Origin of the sequence: Maribacter aestuarii, assembly GCF_027474845.2 — a bacterium.
Taxonomy (GTDB): domain Bacteria; phylum Bacteroidota; class Bacteroidia; order Flavobacteriales; family Flavobacteriaceae; genus Maribacter; species Maribacter aestuarii.
Window position 1 is genome coordinate 2,897,027 of record NZ_CP107031.2, and the last position, 20,978, is coordinate 2,918,004.

The window sequence follows — 20,978 nt, forward strand, 5'->3', positions numbered from 1 at the left end:
GCCTTTTTAGAACGAGTAAATTGCTGCTATCAAGAAACTTGATAAACTGCTAATTGGTTCTCCGTCTCCGTTTACAAAGTTGTCATCCTCTGAGGCACTGTCTAGCCTAAATTCTGGTTTTATCATTAAGTCACCTATAGTTGCGCTTCCGGTAAGTGTAACCGCGAAAACACTGGCATCGCCTTCTGGATCAACAGATCCAATTGCTCCAAAAAAATCAGTTTCAGAAAAATACTCACCTCTTAAACCAATGGTGAAGTTTTCTGAGGTAGCCAATTGCGGATAGACTGCCACACCGGCAAAACTTCCTATACCATCTTCGTCGTCTCCACTAAAAAGTGCGGCGTTAAGACCCAGAAAAAAGAATCCGAAAGTTCAAACCCACCGGTATAATCAATTTCAAAAGAGCCATTATCAATTAATAAATTGGCATATTGTCCGCTGTATCCAAGCTGAACACCATAAGCATATTGTCCCGTTGGGTTAAATTCGGTTAAATCGGTAGGGTTCATAACCGCTAACATCAAACTTAAATCATCCGATAATGTAAAATCGGCCTTTAGTCCCGTATGTGAAAATGGTCCGTAAGAGAAAAGATAGGAAGTACTATAATTGAAATTGGCAGTTGGAGAAATTACTTCGTACCCTAAAAAGGTATTGAAATTACCAAACGTCAATTTAACATTGTCACTTACATTCCAATAAGCATAAAGTTGATTAACAATGTCTCCTGTAGCTGAATACATTGGAGATGCGAAGATTGCATCCGTCCCGCGTGGTCCAAATACTAAGTCTGCGACAAAACCTACTTTTTCACCTTCGTAACCCGCTATGACATTTGCCATACCCAAAGAAAAACCAGGTAAATTTGCAAAGGAACTTCCTGGAGCTTGTGCATCTACACCATTACCGGCATTAATATTAGCCCTGTAATAGGCGTCTATTGAACCACTAAAAGAAAATTTGGATGTTTCTTCTTCTGTATCTTGTGCGAACATAGCACTTGATGAAAAAACAGCACATGCTAATAAGATACTTTTTTTTACGAATTTTGTAATTGTAATCGCTTTCATAAGTTTGAGTTTAAATCCCATTTTGGGATTGATTGAGATGATTTGAATTTTTTGAAAAGATTATTTTTGACGGAGCGTTCTGCAAAACGCTCCGTTTTTCTTTTCCTGTTTTTGATTAATGTTGATTCATTCTAAAGTCGGCATAGGCATCCATTCCATGCTCATGGATGTCCAGCCCTTCTAATTCTTCCTCTTTAGAAACACGTAGCCCTATGGTCGCCTTAAGTACGCCCAGGATAATACCAGAGGTAACTATACAAAAGGCACCAATAATTAGAACACCAAAGAGTTGTGTCATAAACTGTTCCCCACCGGCCTTGGCTCCAAAAATACCAACGGCCAATGTTCCCCAGATGCCACAGATCAAGTGTACCGTAACTGCTCCAACGGGATCGTCTAATTTTAATCTATCGATGAGTGCAACACCTAGAACGATAATTAGTCCCGCCAAAAAGCCAATAACTACTGCCTCATTAGGTGACATTAAATCGGCTCCTGCCGTAATACCTACTAAACCTCCCAAAATACCATTTAGGAACATGGTAAGGTCTAAATTCTTGTATAAAATTGTAGAAAGTATAAAAGCACCAAAGCCTCCAGCGGCGGCGGCCAAACTAGTAGTAACGAGTACCAAAGAGGTGAGTTCCGGGTCTGCAGAAAGAACGGAACCACCGTTAAAGCCAAACCAACCCAACCACAGAATTAACACCCCTGCAGTAGCCATTGGTATACTATGACCGGGAATAGCCTTGGCTTTTCCATCTTTTCCGAACTTACCTATTCTAGCACCTAATAAGAAAATAGCAACCAATGCGGCCCAGCCCCCAACGGAGTGTACCAATGTGGAACCGGCAAAATCATAGAATCCCCAAGAATCTAAAAAGCCGCCACCCCATTTCCATGCACCCACAATTGGATATACCAATCCTACATAGATTACGGTAAAAATCATAAAGGAACCAATCTTGATACGTTCTGCAACCGCTCCAGAAACTATGGTAGCCGCCGTTGCGGCAAACATACCTTGAAAAAGGAAGTCTGTCCACCAGGTGTATCCTCCATCTGCGTAGTCAGGAGTCATTCCATTTTCCGGTGCTCCGATTCCGAACCCTGCAAATTTTAAGATTCCAGCATCCCCATCTTCAAAGCCGGGATACATAAGGTTAAAGCCAAAAGCATAGTAAAGCAAGAGACCTCCGGTGATAATAAATATGTTCTTAAATAATATGTTGATTGTATTTTTTTGTCTGGTCAGTCCAATTTCTAGAAAGGCAAAACCGGTATGCATGAAGAATACCAATGCGGTAGCCAACATCATCCATACATTATTTGCTGTAAATAATCCTGCGTCCATTTTTTAAAATTTTTAGTTAGTTGATTATATTAATTGATGCCGGCCTGGCCACTCTCTTTTGTTCTTATGCGGTATGCTTCTATTACATCGGAAACAAAGATTTTTCCGTCCCCCACGTTTCCGGAATAAGCTGATTCCAAAATGGCGTTAACCGTTTTCTCTAAAAATTCATCAGAAACTACAATGGAAAGATATCTTCTTTGAATGTCCGTAGTACTATAGGAAATACCACGATAAACATGACCTTGCTTTTCATTTCCAACTCCGGTTACGTCCCAGTAGCTGAAGAAGTTCACCTCAATTTGATGCAATGCTTCTTTTACATCGTCAAATTTGGACTTTCTAATAATTGCCTCAATTTTTTTCATTTTGTTATTGGTTTTAAAGAGCCAAATATATGTTAATAAAATTAACACCCTAAAAATATTGGGGGTAGTCTGGGTATTTTTATAGTTATCATAAAATAGACCCTAAAAAATTATAGGTATAGGATTATACTATTCAATATTTTAGGAAATTGTAGATTCAATTTGACAAAAAGGAAGAAATATTGATAAAAATTGCACGGAAGTATTAAAAAAGTTGCGGAAAGTGCAATAAATCCATGAAATGGATAGCAATCGTATAGTATCGTGGAGTGTTATCTAAATTAATATACCTATATCAGTTTGCTAATCCATAGGCCAATAGCAATTGCCATTATGCCAACGACAACACTTAATAAAGTATAAAAAGAAAAATGGAGTATAGAGGTGTCTCTAAGTAGCGAATGCCCTTCGAAGGCAAAAGTCGAAAAAGTTGTGAATCCCCCACAAAAACCTGCAGTAAGAAGAAGTGTTTGATTTTGGGTGAGTAAGTTATTCTTAAAGGATAGTCCCAATAGGATACCCATGAGCAGGCAACCCATAGTGTTCACTAAAAAAGTACCTAAAAAAAAATTGGGAAAATAGGAGTTTAGATTTTTTGATATCCAAAAACGGAGCATACTTCCAAAACCACCCCCTAAAAATACAAGTAAGAATTGTTTCATTTCAACCTAGTAAAGGTAAGAAACTATACTGCCTTCTTGTAGCTAGATGTAAGTAAATCCAATGAATATATTACGGACGGTACATCGGAAACCTTTGGCGTTGATTTTTTAGCTTTTTTACTAACACTTTTCAAGCTAACAATCATCATGACCGCATTTATACCGATTAAAACAAGAAAAATTGTAAAGAATGTCATCATAATTTATTGCCCCTTATAGATGAATAACGCAAAATTACGTCATTTGTTATATTATACGTTTAAAACTGGCTTTTTGTTGTGAAAGAATCAATTTTTGCGGAGTATGCAAAAAATTGGCTAATCTTTAAGAAAATACTTAATGAAGAAGAGTATTAACAAGAATAATATAAAGAAAATTCCTACCCATTTAACGCCTTTATAATTTTTTTGATGCAGTTTCAGGTCTTTTCTATAGCTTATGACTATAATAACCATAAATGTAATTGCGAAAAGTACGGCAAAAATGATTTGTCCAGAGCTGAACATATTTTATATTTTTACGCAAAGCTAATTGAAAACATCAATATTTAAATGAAAAACAAGATCAATGCGGTTAGACTATTCCACGAATCTTTTGGATTGGGCGTTTCTGAGGAAATGACCGCCGATTTAGGAGAGGCCAAAAACCTTCTTCGTTTTAATCTTATGGATGAAGAAAATAAAGAGTATCTAGAGGCGGCCAGGAATAATGATTTGGTAGAAGTTGCAGATGCACTTGGTGATATGCTTTATATTCTTTGTGGGACTATTTTAGAACATGGCATGCAATATAAAATAGAAGAGGTTTTTAACGAAATACAGCGAAGCAACATGAGTAAACTTGATGCTAATGGAAAACCCATTTACCGCAAAGATGGCAAAGTCCTAAAAGGGCCTAATTATTTTAAACCGGACATAGATACTATTTTGAGCAAATAAAAAAAAGGGCTAAACGCCCCTTTTTTTATGTTGTCACTTTGTAACGCCAACCAAATTTATCTTCAGATTTATTGTATTGTATATCCGTAATTATTTTTTTAAGCTTGGCGCCGTAACTATGTTTAAGTTCTGGAAGCTCATAATCAGTTCCTCTAAAACCAAATGCAGAAATTGGAGAAATCACTGCGGCAGTTCCTGCGCCGAACATTTCCATAAGTTCTCCATTTTTTGCAGCATCTACAACTTCGGAAACCGTAATTTTCCTGACCTCGGTAGAAATACCTTGATCTTTGGCGATATCCAAAATACTCTTTCGGGTTATGCCGTCCAATATTCTATCACTTGTAGGTCCAGTAATTAGAGTATCCTTAATACGCACGAAAATGTTCATTGCTCCCGCCTCCTCAATATATTCGTGATTGGTATCATCGGTCCATATAACCTGGTTATAACCTTTGGCAACTGCCAATTGGGTAGGATAAAATTGACCTGCATAATTACCACCGGCCTTAGCATAGCCGACTCCGCCATTGGCCGACCTGGAGTAGGTTTCTTCTATAAGCACCTTCACTTTTCCAGAAAAGTAGGAGCCGGATGGAGCGCAGGCGATGATGAATTTATATTCATCCGCTGGTGAGGCATGAAATCCTTTGCCCGAAGCGAACATGAATGGTCGTACATACAATGAACTTCCTTCTTTTTTTGGAATAAATGCTTCGTCGAGTTGCAATAGGGTTCTTAGCCCGTCCATAAAGTATTCTTCTGGTATCTCGGGAATACACAAACGTTTGGCAGAAATATTAAATCGTTTATGATTTTCTAGAGGCCTAAATAGAAAAATATCATTATTATTATCCTTATAAGCCTTCATTCCCTCAAAAATGGATTGTCCGTAATGAAAAATCTTGGCAGAAGGTTCTAGTGTAATAGGTTGGTAGGGAAGAATTTTTGGGATTCCCCATGAACCATTCTTATAATCACAAATCAACATATGATCGGTGAAGACCGATCCAAAAGCTAAATTGTCAAAATCTATCTGCCCTATTTTAGAGGTCTTCGCTTTCTCAACAATGATATTCTTAGTTCCAATGCTCATTAAAATGTCTGTTTAATCAAATAAAATTAAGGAAATATCCCAATTGCCACTTCTTTTTTAAATCAAAAATGACCAATTTTGCTTCTAAGACTTAATTTTTAAAGTATATGAAGGGTTTTAACATTTTTCTTGTGATTTTAGCTGTGGTTTTTTCTTGTAATGCACAAACCAACCAATCTGAAAACAAGTTAAAAACGGCAAATGAGCCGTTAATATCGTTCGGTGATAAAATCGATTCTAACAATATCCTGACAACTGATGAAGTTTTGGAACGGTATCAAGGCATGGCAGCTACAGATACCTTACAGACCAAGTTTACGGCAAGAGTTAAGGAAGTCTGTAAAGTTAAAGGCTGTTGGATGATACTAGAGTTGACCAATGGGGAAGAAGCAATGGTTCGTTTTAAGGATTATGGCTTTTTTATGCCCACTGATATTAACGATAAGGAAGTAATTGTGGGAGGCTTTGCCTATGTAGAAGAAATGAGCGTTGCTGACCAAAAACACTTCGCCGAGGACGGGGGAATGTCTAAGGAGCAAATCGACGCCATCTCTAAACCGAAGATGACCTATGGTTTTGAAGCTAACGGTGTATTGGTAAAACAGTAGGTTGAAACGCGAAATAATCACTACGGCAGACGGTTCCAAAACTATCCAAATCAAAGATTGGGAGGAGCAATATCATTCCAAACACGGGGCCGTACAAGAAGCCTATCACGTATTTATTAAAAATGGACTTGAATTATTCCAGGATACTGAATTGGATATTCTGGAAATAGGTTTCGGGACAGGTCTAAATGCGCTTATTACCTTAAAGGAATCCGGACGGCTAAAACTGAACATTGGCTACACAGGTGTAGAGGCTTATCCCATCTCCAGGACTGAGCGTCAACAGCTAGACTACATTACCAGTCTTAAGGCTGAATCTTTGGGTCATATGTTTGATTTAATGCACGATGCAACTTGGGAGAAAGAAGTAATTATCAGTGACAATTTCAGACTTAAGAAAGAGAAAAAAGATTTTAAGAAAATCGCTTCTTCACGTATGTTCGATCTCATTTACTTTGATGCTTTTGGTGCAAGGGTGCAACCAGAACTTTGGACGGTAGCTATGTTTAAGAAAATGTACGAAGCATTACGAACAAAGGGTTATCTGGTAACTTACGCCGCTAAAGGTAGTGTCAGGAGGGCAATGCAAGAAGTCGGTTTTGAAGTAGAAAGACTACCGGGCCCTCCGGGAAAACGCGAGATGTTAAGAGGACATAAAGTGTAGTTTGTTCACCTTTTTAAAAACTTACGCTGTTTACTTTAAAATAAGGCCTGTTAAATTTTTGACAACTCTGTTAAATCCAAATTAAAGCACAACCCAACGATATATAAAACTGATATCTTTGACCTATGAAAGTTTTGATAACAGGTGCAACGGGATTAATTGGTAGCGAGTTGGTCTCGCATTGTCATCGAAAAGGTTATGATGTAAATTATCTCACAACCAGTAAAGAAAAAATAGTTTCAGAACCACACTACAAAGGTTTTTATTGGAATCCGGATAAAAAGGAAATAGATACCGACTGTTTTAATGGTGTTTCCGTAATAATCAATTTGGCTGGTGCCAGTATTTCCAAGCGTTGGACGAGTAGTTATAAGAAGGTAATCATTGAGAGCAGAATAAATTCACTCCAAACGTTATATCAGGCTGTCAATAAATTACCTAATCATTCTATCGAAGCTATGATATCGGCTTCCGCAATTGGTATTTATCCAGATTCAACTACCAATTACTATTCGGAGGATGATTTAGGAATTGATGATAGTTTTTTGGGAGAAGTGGTAGAACTTTGGGAAAAAGAAGCGGATACTTTTAAGCCATTGCTTCCCAATGTCGCAAAAATTAGGATTGGTTTGGTAATGTCCCGCGATGGGGGCGCGCTACCGGAAATGGCAAAACCCATCAAAAATTATGTGGGTGCCGCTTTTGGTAGTGGAGAACAATGGCAGTCGTGGATACATATTTCAGACTTGGCTAGAATCTTCTTATTTGTTGCTGAAAATAATTTAAATGGGATTTTCAATGGAGTGGGACCCAATCCTGTGACCAACAATAAATTGGTTAAGGAAATCGCTAAAGTTCTGAATCGTCCACTACTTCTACCGAACATTCCGGAATTTATGATGAAGCTCATACTTGGGGAAATGTCGTACATACTTTTCGCTAGTCAGAGAGTAAGTAGTAAAAAAATAGAGGAAGAAGGATTCGTTTTTAAATTTCAGAACGTATGCGGAGCTTTGGAGGCCATTTATAATAAGGCAGAGGATAATGAGAGAATAGCTTCAGATTTGAACAAGGAATATATTTCATAATTAATACTGGTATTTGAGTATTAGAATAAAATCCGCAATACGCGGATTTTTTTATAATCTTTTGTGACATTTTGACATTTTTGAAGAATTGGCAGTACTTTTGCCACCTCAAAATCAGCCATTAAAAGATATAGTATATGAGTAATAAAAATAAAGACGAAGAAATGGATGAAGAAGTAATCTCACAAGAGGAAACTTCTGAGAATGAAGAAAACGTACAAGAGACCGTATCGGATGACCAGGAAATGAGCGAAGAGGATTCACTAAGGGAGGGATTGGCAAAAGAAAAAGATAAGTTTTTAAGGCTTTTTGCGGAATTTGAAAATTATAAGAGACGTACGTCCAAGGAACGGATGGATTTGTTCAAAACAGCGGGACAAGAGGTTATTGTATCCCTTCTGCCGGTCTTGGACGACTTTGAACGAGCGCTTAAAGAGCTTTCAAAGTCTGATGACAAGGAAATGTTTAAGGGGGTTCAACTCATCAACGGAAAATTAAAGGAAACTTTAAAATCCAAGGGTCTCCAAGATTTAGAGGTTGAGCCTGGCGATACTTTTGATGCTGAAATCCATGAAGCTATAACACAAATTCCTGCACCAAATAAAAAGATGAAAGGTAAGGTTATAGACGTGGTTGAAAAAGGTTATAAACTAGGCGATAGAATTATTCGTCACCCTAAAGTAGTCGTGGGCAACTAATAAAGGAGTATGAAGGAAGATTATTATGATATACTGGGTGTTGGCAAGAATGCATCCGCCGCAGAAATAAAAAAAGCCTACAGAAAAAAGGCATTGGAATTTCATCCGGATAAAAACCCAGGGGATACCAAAGCGGAGGAGCAATTCAGAAAAGCTGCAGAAGCTTACGAAGTATTGAGCAACTCCGATAAAAAAGCCCGTTATGACCAATTTGGACACGCAGCGTTTGAAGGTGGTGGCGGATTTGGCGGTGGCGGTATGAACATGGAGGATATCTTTAGTCAATTCGGAGATATTTTCGGTAGCGCCTTTGGCGGAGGAGGTTTTGGTGGTTTCAGCGGATTTGGCGGTGGTGGTCAAAGACGCGTTAAGGGCAGTAACCTTAGGATACGCGTAAAATTAACCTTGGAGGAAATTGCTAACGGTGTAGAGAAAAAAGTAAAAGTTAAGCGAAAATTACAGGCAGAAGGTGTTACTTATAAAACGTGTACCACCTGTAACGGTCGTGGCCAGGTCACTAAAGTACAAAATACGATTCTTGGAAGAATGCAGACGGCGGCTACCTGTAGCACGTGTGGCGGAAGTGGCCAGATATTGGACGGAAAACCCAGCGATGCTGATGCACAAGGATTACGTATTACGGAGGAAACCGTTTCTATAAATATTCCTGCCGGAGTGGAAGAAGGAATGCAACTTAAGGTTCCTGGAAAAGGAAACGACGCCCCGGGCAATGGTGTTCCCGGTGATTTGTTAGTGGCCATTGAAACGGAAGAACATAAAACCCTTAAAAGAGAAGGGGATAACCTGCATTACGACCTGTATGTTAGTATTTCCGAGGCGGTTCTGGGTACCTCTAAGGAGATAGACGCTGTAGGCGGTAAAGTCAGGATTAAATTGGAACCAGGTATCCAATCGGGTAAAATCTTACGGTTAAGAGGAAAAGGTATATCTAGCTTAAACGGTTACGGTGCTGGTGATCTTTTAGTTCACGTTAATGTATGGACACCAAAAGAATTGAACAAGGAGCAAAGGGACTTTTTTGAGCGCATGCAGGGCAACGATAACTTTGAACCTAAACCGGAAAAATCGGACAAGTCATTTTTTGAAAAAGTAAAAGATATGTTCTCTTAATTTGAAAACCTTTGGTTTTTAAATAAAAAACGTATATTTGATTTAATATTGGGAGACCAATATTAATTTTCTTTTTCATAGCAATTTTTTTCCCATCCTTAATTCTTTTAAGGGTGGGTTTTGTTTTTAGGACTATTCCTTATGATCATGCATAAATATTTTAACAAGTTTGTCTACGTCCTAAATTCCATAGTCGCTATGGTTGATTAATAAAAATTGATTTGAAAAAACCTTTTAAAACAATTCAATATCTTTGGATAAATTGTGTGCATGAATAATATTTTGGTAACTCAACAGGTCACCAAACAATTTGGAAACCATACTGCATTAAAGAATGTTTCTCTAGAAATTCCCAAAAACAGTATTTACGGCCTTTTGGGACCTAACGGTGCCGGTAAAACTACCTTAATCCGTATTATAAATCAAATTACTTACCCAGACCAGGGTAAAGTCTTTTTTGATGGTGAACCGTTAAAACCACACCACATTGCTCAAATAGGTTACCTTCCTGAAGAACGGGGTTTGTACAAAAGTATGAAGGTGGGTGAGCAAGCACTTTATTTGGCGCAACTAAAGGGGCTTTCTAAACAAGACGCCAAAGCTAAATTGAAGTACTGGTTTGAGCGACTGGATATTGGAGATTGGTGGAACAAAAAAATACAGGAACTTTCCAAAGGAATGGCTCAAAAAATCCAGTTTATCGTTACTGTCCTGCACGAGCCCAAATTGCTCATTTTTGATGAACCTTTTAGTGGATTCGACCCCATTAACGCTAATATAATCAAGGATGAAATCCTAAAACTGAAAGATAGCGGGACTTCTATTATCTTTTCAACACATCGCATGGAGTCGGTAGAGGAACTTTGTGAATATATTGCCTTGATTCATCAATCGGAAAAAATCTTGGATGGCAAGCTGTCGAAAATAAAAAAGGCATATAAGAATAACATCTATGATGTAATCTTGGAACCAAAAAGCATTGATTTAATAATTGAACTAAAGGAAAAATTTCAGATTTTATCCTCTGATTACGATCAAGTAGAAAAACGATTGAATTTTTCCATACAACTAGGGTCTAGTGATTCCAGCTCGTTGCTTGGCTATTTGAGCTCTAGGTCAATGGTTAGCAGTTTTACGGAGACCGTACCTTCAGCTAACGAAATTTTTATCAGAACTGTACAAAGCAAAGGCGTTCTACATGAATAAGCTACTTCTAATTATCAGAAGGGAATATTTAGCAAAAGTGCGTAATAAATCCTTCGTTGTAATGACGTTTTTGAGCCCGCTATTGATGGTTGGGATGATTGTACTTATTGCTTACTTAACCAATCTCAACGATAACGAAAAAAGGATAATCGCTGTTTTGAACGAGAGCAATTTCTTTTCCAATGAATTTCTATCTTCAGAAACCACATCCTTCGTAAAATACAAAGATTTGACGTTGGAAGAAGCTAAGGATTCTACCTTACAAATGGGCTACTATGGACTTGTCTATATTCCCGATGAAGACAGTTTGGAAAAAGTGACGCAAAGAGCGTTCTTATACAGTAAGGATGCGCCAAGCATGTCTATTTTAGAAAGGCTAGAACGCATATTTAAGGAACGTTTACGGGAAGAGCGTCTTCGGGAACTGGGTATTTCGGCTGCCGACTATGCCGAAATGGATAGCGAATATCAATTAAATATTTCTACGTTTGACGGGGACGAAAACCTAAAAGGAATAAATGAGATAAAGGCTATTATTGGTGGTGGGTTCGGGTATTTAATTATGATGTTCATTATCATCTACGGTGGTTTTGTGATGCGCAGCGTTATCGAGGAAAAAACAAGCCGAATTATTGAAGTGATTATTTCTTCGGTAAAACCTTTTCAATTAATGCTTGGAAAGATTGTGGGTACTGCTTTAGCAGGCATTACTCAGTTTTTGATCTGGATTATCTGTGGTACAATTTTATTGTTCGTTGCCTTGGCCATTTTTGATATAGATCCGTCAGTACTTTCAAACGGAAGCGCGGCAACTATGGGTTCCGGTGTTCCAGGAGCAATTCCATCCATGGATATGACGACCCAATTGTATGCGCAGGAATTATTTGAAATCCCCATTGTAATGCTGCTTGTATTCTTTGTGATTTATTTTATCCTAGGCTATTTTATCTACAGTTCCATATATGCGGCCATTGGCGCTGCGGTAGATAATGAGACCGATACGCAACAATTTATTTTTCCAATAATACTACCCCTAATGCTTGCAATCTATGTGGGTTTCTTTTCAGTGTTCAGTAATCCCAATGGTCCTATTGCCGTTGGCTTTTCTCTTTTTCCACTTACATCCCCCATCGTGATGATGATGCGGCTACCAGGGGGCATTGGTGATGGAGGGGTCCCCGTGTGGCAATTGGCGGCGTCAATTCTATTTTTAATAGCTACCTTTATTGGTATTGTTTGGTTGGCCTCAAAAATTTATAGGGTAGGGATATTAATGTACGGTAAAAAGCCAAGCTATAAGGAATTATTAAAGTGGATTAAGTATTAGGTATTGTTTATGGTCCAAGAGCAAACAGAAAAAATAAAGGAAATTATAGAAGATGATATTTGGGGCAATATCAAGGAATTTCTGGATTTAGGCTTCCATTACGGGGAAGGCGAAAAGTCCATTCACATTACTATTGGTCTACTTTTGCTCTTGACCGCAGCATTCATAATAACAAGTTTCTTCTTAAAGTGGATCCGAAAGTTCTTCACCAGAAAAATGGAAACCGATGATAAATTGAAGTTTGTAAGTATCTTCAAATTCATCAAGTATGTAGTCTATATAGTGGTCATCCTGTTCACCATGAGTGCGGCAGGAATTAATATTACAATACTTATTACTGCTTCTGCGGCTCTCTTTGTAGGATTAGGTCTTGCGTTACAAGAGCTTTTCCAAGATATTATAGGTGGAATTTTTATCATACTTGATAAATCCCTTAGGGTGGGTGATGTGGTGGAGGTTGATAGTAGAGTGGGTAAGGTCTTTGAAATTAAATTAAGAACCACTAGGGCAATCACTAGGGACGATAAGATAATTATTATACCAAACCATAAGTTTATAAGCGATATTGTTTATAACTATACGCAAAACCATAAAACCACTAGGGAGACTGTAATGGTAGGTGTTTCGTATGGTAGCAACGTGGAACTGGTGACCAAAATATTGGAAGATGTGGTAAGCGATCAACGTGCGGTTCTTAAAAGCCCCAAACCTTTTGTGATGTTCGAGGATTTTGGAGATTCAGCACTTTTATTTTCTATTAATTTCTTCGTAAATGATAGTTTCACTGTACAAAGGGTCAAAAGTGAAATTAGGTATAAGATTGATGCGGAATTTAGAAACAATAAGGTCACTATTCCTTTCCCACAAAGAGATGTACATATTTTTCAACAAGGACCATTTCAGCATAGCAATGTCAAAAATTCGGAGAAGGAATGGGGACTAGGGGACGATTAGTACTTACTTGTTTAGTTTTTAATTCTTTTTTTATTCTCCCAATTATGGCACAAACGCCTGATGTCTTTCGGGTAGAATACATGCTTATGCCCAGAAACGATTCTGGCGCGAAACTATCTCGAATAAAACTGGTTGCCAACGTTCCATTAAAGGTCAAGGATTCAAGTAATTTTGTAGTAGGCGGTGAGTACAATCGTTTGGCATATGATTTGCAAAGAGACGACATATCACTTAGCGCAGAAGGAATTAATTATCTCCACATTGTTGACTTAAATTTAGCCTATGTTTACAGGTACAATAGGGATTGGCGTTTTGTCGGAGTGCTAACTCCACGCTTAGCATCCACCCTCACTAACCCTTTAGAGAATGGGGATTTTTCTATTAATGCAACTATTGGAGCGTTTAAAGACAAGCAGGATGTTGATAAACCTATGCGATTGGTTTTAGGTATTGCCTATAATTCTACTGTAGCATTGCGCGTACCATTACCCATCGTTTATTATGAAAAACGATTTCATCCAAATTGGACCTACGTTGTAGGTGTGCCAAAAACGGGAATGAAATACCATTTCAAGGAAAAAAATATTATACAAACGGAATTTATATTGGACGGGTATTTTGTTAACCTTCAAAACAGCACCGTTTTACCGGATGCGGGTTTTGCTTCGTCAATATCATCTTCGGCTGCATTGGTTACTTTTGGTTATTCCTACAATATAACCAAGGTAATGTCAATTTATGGTTTTATTGGTCATACGATTTTTCAGGTCGGAGTGTTAAGGGATGAGGATAGAAATGATATTTTTACATTGAATGAAGATCCTAGTCTTTATTTTAGGACGGGGTTTAGAATTGGACTTTAAAAATAGGCATATGTCAAAGATTTTGGTAATTGAGGATGAAGCGGCAATTAGAAGGGTATTGGTTAAAATTCTTTCTGAGGAAAACGAGGCCTATGCCTTGGAAGAGGCAGAGGATGGTCTAAAAGGTTTGGAGACTATAAAGAATAACGATTATGATTTGGTGCTATGTGATATAAAAATGCCAAAAATGGATGGTGTTGAAGTCCTAGAAGCCGCTAGAAAGATAAAACCGGAAATTCCATTCATTATGATTTCTGGTCATGGAGATTTAGACACAGCAGTAAATACGATGCGCTTAGGGGCTTTTGATTATATTTCCAAGCCACCAGATTTGAACCGTCTGCTAACCACTGTGCGTAACGCTCTTGATCGGAAAGAGCTTGTCGTAGAGAACAAAATATTAAAAAAGAAGGTTAGTAAAACTTATGAAATGGTTGGGGAGAGTAGCGAAATTATGGCTATTCAAGATATGATCGAAAAGGTGGCGCCTACCGATGCCAGGGTTCTCATAACAGGTTCCAACGGTACAGGAAAGGAACTTGTGGCGCATTGGATTCACGAGAAAAGTCAAAGAAGTAGTGGGCCATTCATAGAGGTGAACTGTGCCGCTATTCCGTCCGAACTAATTGAAAGCGAATTGTTTGGACATGTAAAAGGGGCATTTACATCAGCCGTGAAAGACCGTGCTGGTAAGTTTGAGGCTGCCAATAAAGGAACTATCTTTTTAGATGAAATAGGGGACATGAGTTTATCCGCTCAGGCAAAAGTGTTAAGGGCCCTACAGGAAAGCAAAATTTCCCGTGTTGGTACGGACAAGGACATCAAGGTAGATGTACGAGTAATCGCCGCAACAAATAAAGACTTGAAAAAGGAAATAGAGGAGGGTAAATTCCGTGAGGACTTATACCATAGGTTGGCTGTGATATTGATTCAGGTGCCAGCCTTGAACGATAGACGTGATGATATTCCCTTATTGATTAATCACTTTTCAAAGAAAGTGACGGAGGAACAAGGTATTGCTCCCAAACAATTTTCTCAAAAGGCTATAGAATTGCTTAAGGCCTATGATTGGACCGGAAATATTCGGGAATTGCGAAATGTGGTGGAAAGACTTATTATCCTTGGCGGAAAAGAAGTATCAGAAGATGATGTAAAACTTTTTGCCAGTAAATAGCTATATTTTATTTGATTCACATTCTCCGATACGCTTAAGTGCATCGGCCGTTATTTCTTTGGTCCTTAGGTTGTAATACTTTTTACCTTCAGTGAGATTTTGCTTTAACAATTGTTGTTCACAATTATCAAAAATACGCTGCGCAAAGGCTTTTGCTTCTTTACAATCCACCGTCTCCACAACTTTGTTCAAAGAAGCTCTGTACTTTTCCAAGGATTTATCGATTAGCTCGTTCAGGGTCATGGCATTTGATTCCCTCAAGGCAATCGTCTTCTCCTCTGCATCTTTTGTGTTAAGCACCAGAACGTCACTAGCGTATTTGCTCCCATGCAAGTCATGTTTATTTAAAGCTTCCAGACTACCGGCTGTATTTTCAAGTGAGCGTGACAGAAGAATATGCGTGTCGCTCAATGTGGTCGCTTTAGCGGCAAGTTTTAGGTTAATGAGACTTTCTTCTATACCATCTTTAGCGTATACACATCCACAGACCGTTAATTGGTTCTTAGATTTTTCAATGGCACTCAAAGCCTTATAAGTGTAGTATCGGGCTTGGTTAATGTCATGAACCTCAATAGCTTTTTCGGTAAGGGACTTTGCGTATCCAATATTAGAACCAGCATATTCACATTCCAGATTGTCAGTGAATGAAGAAAATAAAAGAAGTGCCATAACACCTATGTAAGGGTAGATCTTATTCATTAGATTAAGAGATTTTTTGTAAAATTTGGGACTTTACAAGAATAAATGTAGGGTTTTACCTATGTCACCGATTAAATATTCGTTGGAAGACCTCGCTTTTCCGTTAATACGCTAAATTGTAGCATATTTCTGTTGAACTGCCTTTTTTCATAATTTATAGGCTTTTTCGCTATCACTTATAAAATATTTTAAAATGGAGAACATACAATCAGCCACCTACAAAGCCTCGGAATCATTTGATATCACAAAGGTTTCGACATATGAGGATTTTGGAAAATCGGATAAAGACCTAAAGCAAGAATTACGAAGAACGAGAAAAGAATTGGGAGATTTTCAGGATATGCTTTATGCTCACAATAAATACAGTGTGCTGATATGTCTGCAAGGTATGGACACCTCAGGAAAAGATAGTCTCATACGTGAAGTTTTTAAAGATTTCAACGTGAGTGGGGTAGAGGTTCATAGTTTTAAAGTGCCTACCGAGCTTGAATTAGATCATAATTATCTTTGGCGACACTATTTGGTATTACCCGGCAAAGGCAAATTTGGTGTTTTTAACCGAACGCATTATGAAAACGTTTTGGTTACCAGGGTTCATCCAGAGTACATATTGGGAGAAAGAATTCCCGGGATACACTTGGTCCAGGATATTGACCAAAAATTTTGGGATAGAAGATTTGAACAGATAAACAATTTTGAAAGACATCTATTTCAAAACGGGACCATCATTTTTAAGTTTTTTTGAATCTATCCAAAGAGGAACAACGGCAACGGCTTCTTAGAAGATTAGCTTTAAAGAGAAAGCATTGGAAATTTTCTCCTAGTGACCTTAAAGAACGAAGGCTATGGGATAAATACCAATCCTGCTATCAAGAAGCTATTCAAAATACCAGCAAGGATTACGCCCCTTGGTTCGTTATACCCGCAGATAATAAAAAAGGCGGCAAGATTAATTTTGGCCACAATTCTACTTCAATCGTTAAAAAAATATAAAGATATAAAGGAGCCCAGTCTTGACGATAAAATTATGGCTAATTTAGAAGCCTATGAAAATGAATTACAAATTGAAAAAGAGAATTAACCTCCTCATTTACTCCCTCTTATTAACTACATTGGTTTATGGCCAAAGTGCCGATGAGCAGCAGTTTCAAAAAATATATGAAGCGGCCCTATCGGAAGGTAAGGCCTATGATTGGTTAAATTATCTCTCAAACCAAATTGGGGGGCGCTTATCCGGTTCCATTCAGGCTCAACAGGCGGTGGACTATACCAAATTACAATTGGATTCCCTGGGTCTGGACCGTGTATGGTTGCAGCCCGTAATGGTGCCAAAATGGGTTAGAGGTACACCTGAGTTTGCCTATTTTGAGACCACTCCGGGGGTTACCACAAATGTACCCCTTACCGCGCTGGGAGGATCGGTAGCAACACCTCAAAAGGGGATTAAGGCTGGAGTAATAGAGGTGCAAGGAATTGAGGATTTAGCAGTTTTAGGCGAAGCCGGCATCAAAGGAAAGATTGTTTTTTTTAACCGACCAATGGATCCCACTTTAATCAATACTTTTTCCGCCTATTCGGGAGCGGTAGACCAAAGGGGACAGGGCGCGACCGAGGCAGCCAAATATGGTGCTCTTGGCGTAATTGTGCGTTCCATGAATTTGCGTTTAGACGATTTTCCACATACTGGTGGCATGCGTTACGGGGACTTACCAAAGGAAGAATGGATACCCGCCGCCGCCATAAGTACTAATGCGGCAGATTTGTTAAGCACTTCGCTAAAATTGAACCCGGAAATCAAATTCTATTTCAAACAAAACTGTAAGCAATTTGACGATGTGGAATCCTATAACGTAATCGGCGAAATAAAAGGAACTACACATCCGGAAGAATATATTGTAGTAGGCGGACATCTAGATTCTTGGGATTTGGGTGATGGTTCCCATGATGATGGGGCCGGTTGCGTTCAGAGTATGGAGGTTTTGAGGATTTTAAAGAAAACTGGATACAAGCCTAAACGAACCATTAGGGTAGTCCTTTTTATGAATGAGGAAAATGGTCTTAGGGGTGGACATAAATATGCCGAAGAGGCTGAAAGGAACAATGAAAACCACATATTTGCACTTGAAAGCGACTCTGGGGGATTTACCCCACGAGGTTTTTCATTTGATAGCTCGGATGCTGAATTTGAACGGGTTAAGGCATGGCAAGAGCTCTTTGAGCCTTATTTAGTGCATATGTTCATTAGCGGAGGAAGTGGTGCCGATATCGGTCCTTTAAAAAATGAAAGTATTGTGATGGCAGGTTTACGCCCGGATTCGCAGCGGTATTTTGATTATCACCACGCTGCTAACGATACTTTTGAGCATGTAAATAGACGGGAATTGGAACTTGGGGCTGCGGCCATGACAGGTTTGGTTTATCTTTTTGATAAGTACGGAACCTTAGGGACTCAATAGTTTGTTTTTGTGCAGCTAAGGTTACTCCACCTAGTGTTGGGAGGACTTCTACTTAGTATTTCTAACTAATTTCCATACCTTTGCGCTTCATTAAAAATTAGCAGCATGCAAGAAGGAATTTACGCAAAATTCAATACAACAAAAGGGGAGATATTGGTAAAACTAACCCATGATAAAACCCCGGGAACAGTAGGTAACTTTGTTGCTTTGGCGGAGGGTGACAAAGAGAATTCATCTAAGTCCAAAGGAGAACCTTTTTATGACGGATTAGAATTTCATAGGGTGATACCTGATTTTATGATTCAAGGAGGTTGTCCATTAGGAACAGGTACAGGCGACGCGGGCTATAAGTTTGACGATGAGTTCCATCCGGACCTAAAGCATGATGAACCTGGTGTACTTTCCATGGCCAATTCTGGTCCCGGTACTAATGGGAGCCAATTTTTCATTACCCATACACCCACGCCGTGGTTGGATAATAAACATACGGTTTTTGGTCATGTGGCCTCAGGACAAGAGGTGGTGGATGCCATTGCACAAGGCGATAAAATTGATTCTTTGGAAATAGTTAGGGAAGGTGAGGAGGCCAAGAGTTGGGATGCGCTCAAAGCTTTTAAGGACTTCGCTGCATCTGGTGAGCAGCGTTTGGCGGCTGCGAAGGCAGCGCAAGCGGCAGCATTGGATAAAGTAGCCGCAGGGTTTAAGGTTACGGATTCCGGTCTTAGATATAAAATGATACAGCAAGGAGATGGTGCAAAAGCCGAAAAGGGAAAGAAAGTTTCAGTGCATTACGAAGGTTCATTATTGGACGGACAGGTTTTTGACTCTTCCTATAAAAGAAAGGCGCCCATCGATTTTCAGCTGGGAGTAGGGCAGGTCATTCCTGGATGGGATGAAGGCATTGGAATGTTAAAGGTAGGCGACAAAGCGCGTTTTGTTATACCTAGCGACTTGGCGTACGGAAGCGCCGGGGCTGGAGGCGTAATACCTCCCGATGCCACCCTTATTTTTGATGTTGAATTAATGGGAGTCGGATAGATTTCCTACTCATATTTTATTAAACACCTTGATTTTATTAATTAAGGTGTTTTTTTATGCTATTTGGTTTTTGCCAAACTAAATAAAAACATTAGGACATTTACCAAGATTAATACGCAGATAATAGTGAGAAAAAGTCTCATTGCAAATGGCTATTATATTATAATACTACAACAACCAAGCGGCGCTAAACCCTACTAAAATTCCAGAAGCAATTCAATTTATTTTTTTACGCTGCTGATGCTTCCCAATAGCATGGCAATATTTACAAAAATCAAGAGAAAAAGTATGGTTAAGAAAGTGGTCATTAGGCTAATTTTAGTCAGGTTATGGGGAAACAGAAATTTGTTTAACTATAAGATACAAATAAGTAAAATGGTTGCGTAAAATCTTAAACAAAATGATTGATTAAAAAAATCGATTTACGAAGCAAGATGCTAGTATAAAAAAACCCGAACTATTGTTCGGGTTTTGTACTATAAAAAAGTTAAATCGTTACCTAGTCAACAACTTTCACATTAACGGCGTTTAATCCTTTTTTACCTTGTTGTAGTTCAAATTCCACAACATCACCTTCTCGAACTTCATCGATTAAGCCAGAAATGTGTACAAAATGATCTTCGTTTGAACCATCTTCAGTGATGAAACCATATCCTTTGGAATCATTGAAGAATTTTACTGTTCCTTTACTCATAATAGAAAAAATTATATATTAATTAAAGCGCGAAGATAGTATTTAATTTTTTAAATGTTAGATTTTTAGTAAGTTATCTTAACGTTAAACATTATATACTATAGCTTCACTGGTTTTAATTCTTTCAAATTTAGGATACAGGATCTGGAGTCATTCTTAAATAGGGTTTAATTTCCGTTACTCCTTTTTTGAACATTTCTTTTGCATCATCTGTGGAAATTGAAGGACTTACAACAACATCCTGACCATTTTCCCAATTTGCAGGAGTTGCTACTTTATGATAGGCAGTAAGTTGTAAGGAATCTACGACCCGCAACAGTTCATAAAAATTCCTTCCAGTGGAAGCAGGATAGGTTAACATAAGTTTTACGGTCTTGTCCGGTGCAATTATAAAAACGGAACGTACCGTAAGATTGTCATCCGCATTGGGGTGTATCATATCATAAAGACGGGATACCTTTTTATCCTCGTCCGCGATTATAGGAAAGTTTACGGTAGTATTCTGAACTTCATTAATGTCTTTGATCCACTTGGCATGGGAAGCAGCACCATCTACACTAAGTGCCAACATCTTTACATTACGTTTATCAAACTCTTCTTTAAATTTGGCCGCCGTCCCAAGTTCGGTGGTGCAGACAGGAGTGAAATCCGCGGGATGTGAAAAGAGGATTCCCCATTTGTCTCCTAAATAGTCATACAAATTGATAGTTCCCATAGAGCTATCCGCAGTAAAATCAGGGGCTTTGTCGCCCAGTCGTATTGTTGCCATTCTTTTATTTTTTTATATCTGCGGAAAGGCAGATAGATTGATAATTTGTTTATCCTATAAAATTAGTAGGTTACAATTTTTATAGCCATATTTTTAAGGTTAAAACTGTATTAAAGTT

20 protein-coding genes and 2 pseudogenes are annotated in these 20,978 nt (G+C 38.5%); 14 read left to right on the forward strand and 8 right to left on the reverse strand.

What is annotated here, in order from left to right; genetic code table 11:
• Positions 1 to 6 precede the first annotated feature (6 nt).
• From N8A89_RS13180 to crcB, 4 genes and pseudogenes are all read right to left on the reverse strand, one after another.
• Positions 7 to 1,073: pseudogene (locus tag N8A89_RS13180) on the reverse strand (porin).
• Between the two features lie 115 nt (positions 1,074 to 1,188).
• A complete protein-coding gene (locus N8A89_RS13185; RefSeq protein WP_281542663.1) occupies positions 1,189 to 2,427 on the reverse strand; it encodes an ammonium transporter in 1,239 nt (412 codons plus the stop codon).
• Between the two features lie 29 nt (positions 2,428 to 2,456).
• Positions 2,457 to 2,795 (reverse strand): P-II family nitrogen regulator, encoded by a 339-nt coding sequence (locus tag N8A89_RS13190; RefSeq protein WP_281542664.1) that lies wholly within the window; start codon positions 2,793 to 2,795, stop codon positions 2,457 to 2,459.
• Positions 2,796 to 3,085: 290 nt separating this feature from the next.
• Positions 3,086 to 3,457 (reverse strand): fluoride efflux transporter CrcB, encoded by a 372-nt coding sequence (gene crcB / locus N8A89_RS13195; RefSeq protein WP_289644453.1) that lies wholly within the window; start codon positions 3,455 to 3,457, stop codon positions 3,086 to 3,088.
• A gap of 551 nt (positions 3,458 to 4,008) precedes the next feature.
• Between crcB and N8A89_RS13205 the strand changes: the two genes are divergently transcribed.
• On the forward strand, positions 4,009 to 4,395 hold the full coding sequence (locus N8A89_RS13205) for a pyrophosphohydrolase domain-containing protein (RefSeq protein WP_281542666.1): 387 nt from the start codon (positions 4,009 to 4,011) through the stop codon (positions 4,393 to 4,395).
• A gap of 25 nt (positions 4,396 to 4,420) precedes the next feature.
• On the opposite strand, the gene N8A89_RS13210 is transcribed toward N8A89_RS13205, so the two are convergent.
• Complete coding sequence (locus N8A89_RS13210) at positions 4,421 to 5,491, reverse strand: branched-chain amino acid aminotransferase (RefSeq protein WP_289644454.1); 1,071 nt, start codon at positions 5,489 to 5,491, stop codon at positions 4,421 to 4,423.
• A gap of 107 nt (positions 5,492 to 5,598) precedes the next feature.
• Between N8A89_RS13210 and N8A89_RS13215 the strand changes: the two genes are divergently transcribed.
• The 10 genes from N8A89_RS13215 (at position 5,599) to N8A89_RS13260 (ending at position 15,204) form a co-directional block, all read left to right on the forward strand.
• Positions 5,599 to 6,099, forward strand: a complete 501-nt coding sequence (locus N8A89_RS13215) for a DUF4920 domain-containing protein (RefSeq protein WP_281542667.1) — start codon at positions 5,599 to 5,601, stop codon at positions 6,097 to 6,099.
• Position 6,100: 1 nt separating this feature from the next.
• Positions 6,101 to 6,763, forward strand: a complete 663-nt coding sequence (gene mnmC2, locus N8A89_RS13220; RefSeq protein WP_281542668.1) for a tRNA (5-methylaminomethyl-2-thiouridine)(34)-methyltransferase MnmC2 — start codon at positions 6,101 to 6,103, stop codon at positions 6,761 to 6,763.
• Positions 6,764 to 6,888: 125 nt separating this feature from the next.
• On the forward strand, positions 6,889 to 7,851 hold the full coding sequence (locus tag N8A89_RS13225) for a TIGR01777 family oxidoreductase (RefSeq protein ID WP_281542669.1): 963 nt from the start codon (positions 6,889 to 6,891) through the stop codon (positions 7,849 to 7,851).
• A gap of 137 nt (positions 7,852 to 7,988) precedes the next feature.
• Positions 7,989 to 8,549 carry a nucleotide exchange factor GrpE gene (locus tag N8A89_RS13230; RefSeq protein WP_281542670.1) on the forward strand — a complete coding sequence of 187 codons (561 nt, stop codon included), beginning with the start codon at positions 7,989 to 7,991 and terminating at the stop codon, positions 8,547 to 8,549.
• 9 nt (positions 8,550 to 8,558) lie between these two features.
• Complete coding sequence (gene dnaJ, locus N8A89_RS13235) at positions 8,559 to 9,680, forward strand: molecular chaperone DnaJ (RefSeq protein ID WP_281542671.1); 1,122 nt, start codon at positions 8,559 to 8,561, stop codon at positions 9,678 to 9,680.
• Between the two features lie 270 nt (positions 9,681 to 9,950).
• Positions 9,951 to 10,886: an ABC transporter ATP-binding protein gene (locus tag N8A89_RS13240; RefSeq protein WP_281542672.1), complete on the forward strand. Its 936-nt coding sequence runs from the start codon at positions 9,951 to 9,953 to the stop codon at positions 10,884 to 10,886.
• Positions 10,879 to 12,213 carry an ABC transporter permease gene (locus N8A89_RS13245; RefSeq protein ID WP_281542673.1) on the forward strand — a complete coding sequence of 445 codons (1,335 nt, stop codon included), beginning with the start codon at positions 10,879 to 10,881 and terminating at the stop codon, positions 12,211 to 12,213. The genes N8A89_RS13240 and N8A89_RS13245 overlap by 8 nt, the downstream gene beginning before the upstream one ends.
• 9 nt (positions 12,214 to 12,222) lie before the next feature.
• A complete protein-coding gene (locus N8A89_RS13250; RefSeq protein WP_281542674.1) occupies positions 12,223 to 13,167 on the forward strand; it encodes a mechanosensitive ion channel family protein in 945 nt (314 codons plus the stop codon).
• Between the two features lie 44 nt (positions 13,168 to 13,211).
• Complete coding sequence (locus tag N8A89_RS13255; protein WP_281542675.1) at positions 13,212 to 14,030, forward strand: DUF6268 family outer membrane beta-barrel protein; 819 nt, start codon at positions 13,212 to 13,214, stop codon at positions 14,028 to 14,030.
• Between the two features lie 10 nt (positions 14,031 to 14,040).
• Positions 14,041 to 15,204 carry a sigma-54-dependent transcriptional regulator gene (locus tag N8A89_RS13260; protein ID WP_281542676.1) on the forward strand — a complete coding sequence of 388 codons (1,164 nt, stop codon included), beginning with the start codon at positions 14,041 to 14,043 and terminating at the stop codon, positions 15,202 to 15,204.
• Here the strand turns inward: N8A89_RS13260 and N8A89_RS13265 are convergent, their stop codons facing one another.
• Positions 15,205 to 15,903 (reverse strand): hypothetical protein, encoded by a 699-nt coding sequence (locus N8A89_RS13265; RefSeq protein WP_281542677.1) that lies wholly within the window; start codon positions 15,901 to 15,903, stop codon positions 15,205 to 15,207.
• Between the two features lie 193 nt (positions 15,904 to 16,096).
• Here N8A89_RS13265 and N8A89_RS13270 point away from each other — a divergent pair.
• From N8A89_RS13270 to N8A89_RS13280, 3 genes and pseudogenes are all read left to right on the forward strand, one after another.
• A pseudogene (locus tag N8A89_RS13270) lies at positions 16,097 to 16,984 on the forward strand (PPK2 family polyphosphate kinase).
• Positions 16,956 to 18,359, forward strand: coding sequence for a M20/M25/M40 family metallo-hydrolase (locus tag N8A89_RS13275; protein ID WP_289645563.1), 1,404 nt, complete (start codon positions 16,956 to 16,958; stop codon positions 18,357 to 18,359). The pseudogene N8A89_RS13270 and the gene N8A89_RS13275 overlap by 29 nt, the downstream one beginning before the upstream one ends.
• A 105-nt stretch (positions 18,360 to 18,464) precedes the next feature.
• Positions 18,465 to 19,397 (forward strand): peptidylprolyl isomerase, encoded by a 933-nt coding sequence (locus N8A89_RS13280; protein WP_281542678.1) that lies wholly within the window; start codon positions 18,465 to 18,467, stop codon positions 19,395 to 19,397.
• A gap of 499 nt (positions 19,398 to 19,896) precedes the next feature.
• Here the strand turns inward: N8A89_RS13280 and N8A89_RS13285 are convergent, their stop codons facing one another.
• Together N8A89_RS13285 and N8A89_RS13290 are read right to left on the reverse strand one after the other, a co-directional pair.
• On the reverse strand, positions 19,897 to 20,091 hold the full coding sequence (locus N8A89_RS13285; protein ID WP_013304911.1) for a cold-shock protein: 195 nt from the start codon (positions 20,089 to 20,091) through the stop codon (positions 19,897 to 19,899).
• A gap of 130 nt (positions 20,092 to 20,221) precedes the next feature.
• A complete protein-coding gene (locus N8A89_RS13290) occupies positions 20,222 to 20,860 on the reverse strand; it encodes a peroxiredoxin (RefSeq protein WP_281542679.1) in 639 nt (212 codons plus the stop codon).
• Positions 20,861 to 20,978: the final 118 nt, after the last annotated feature.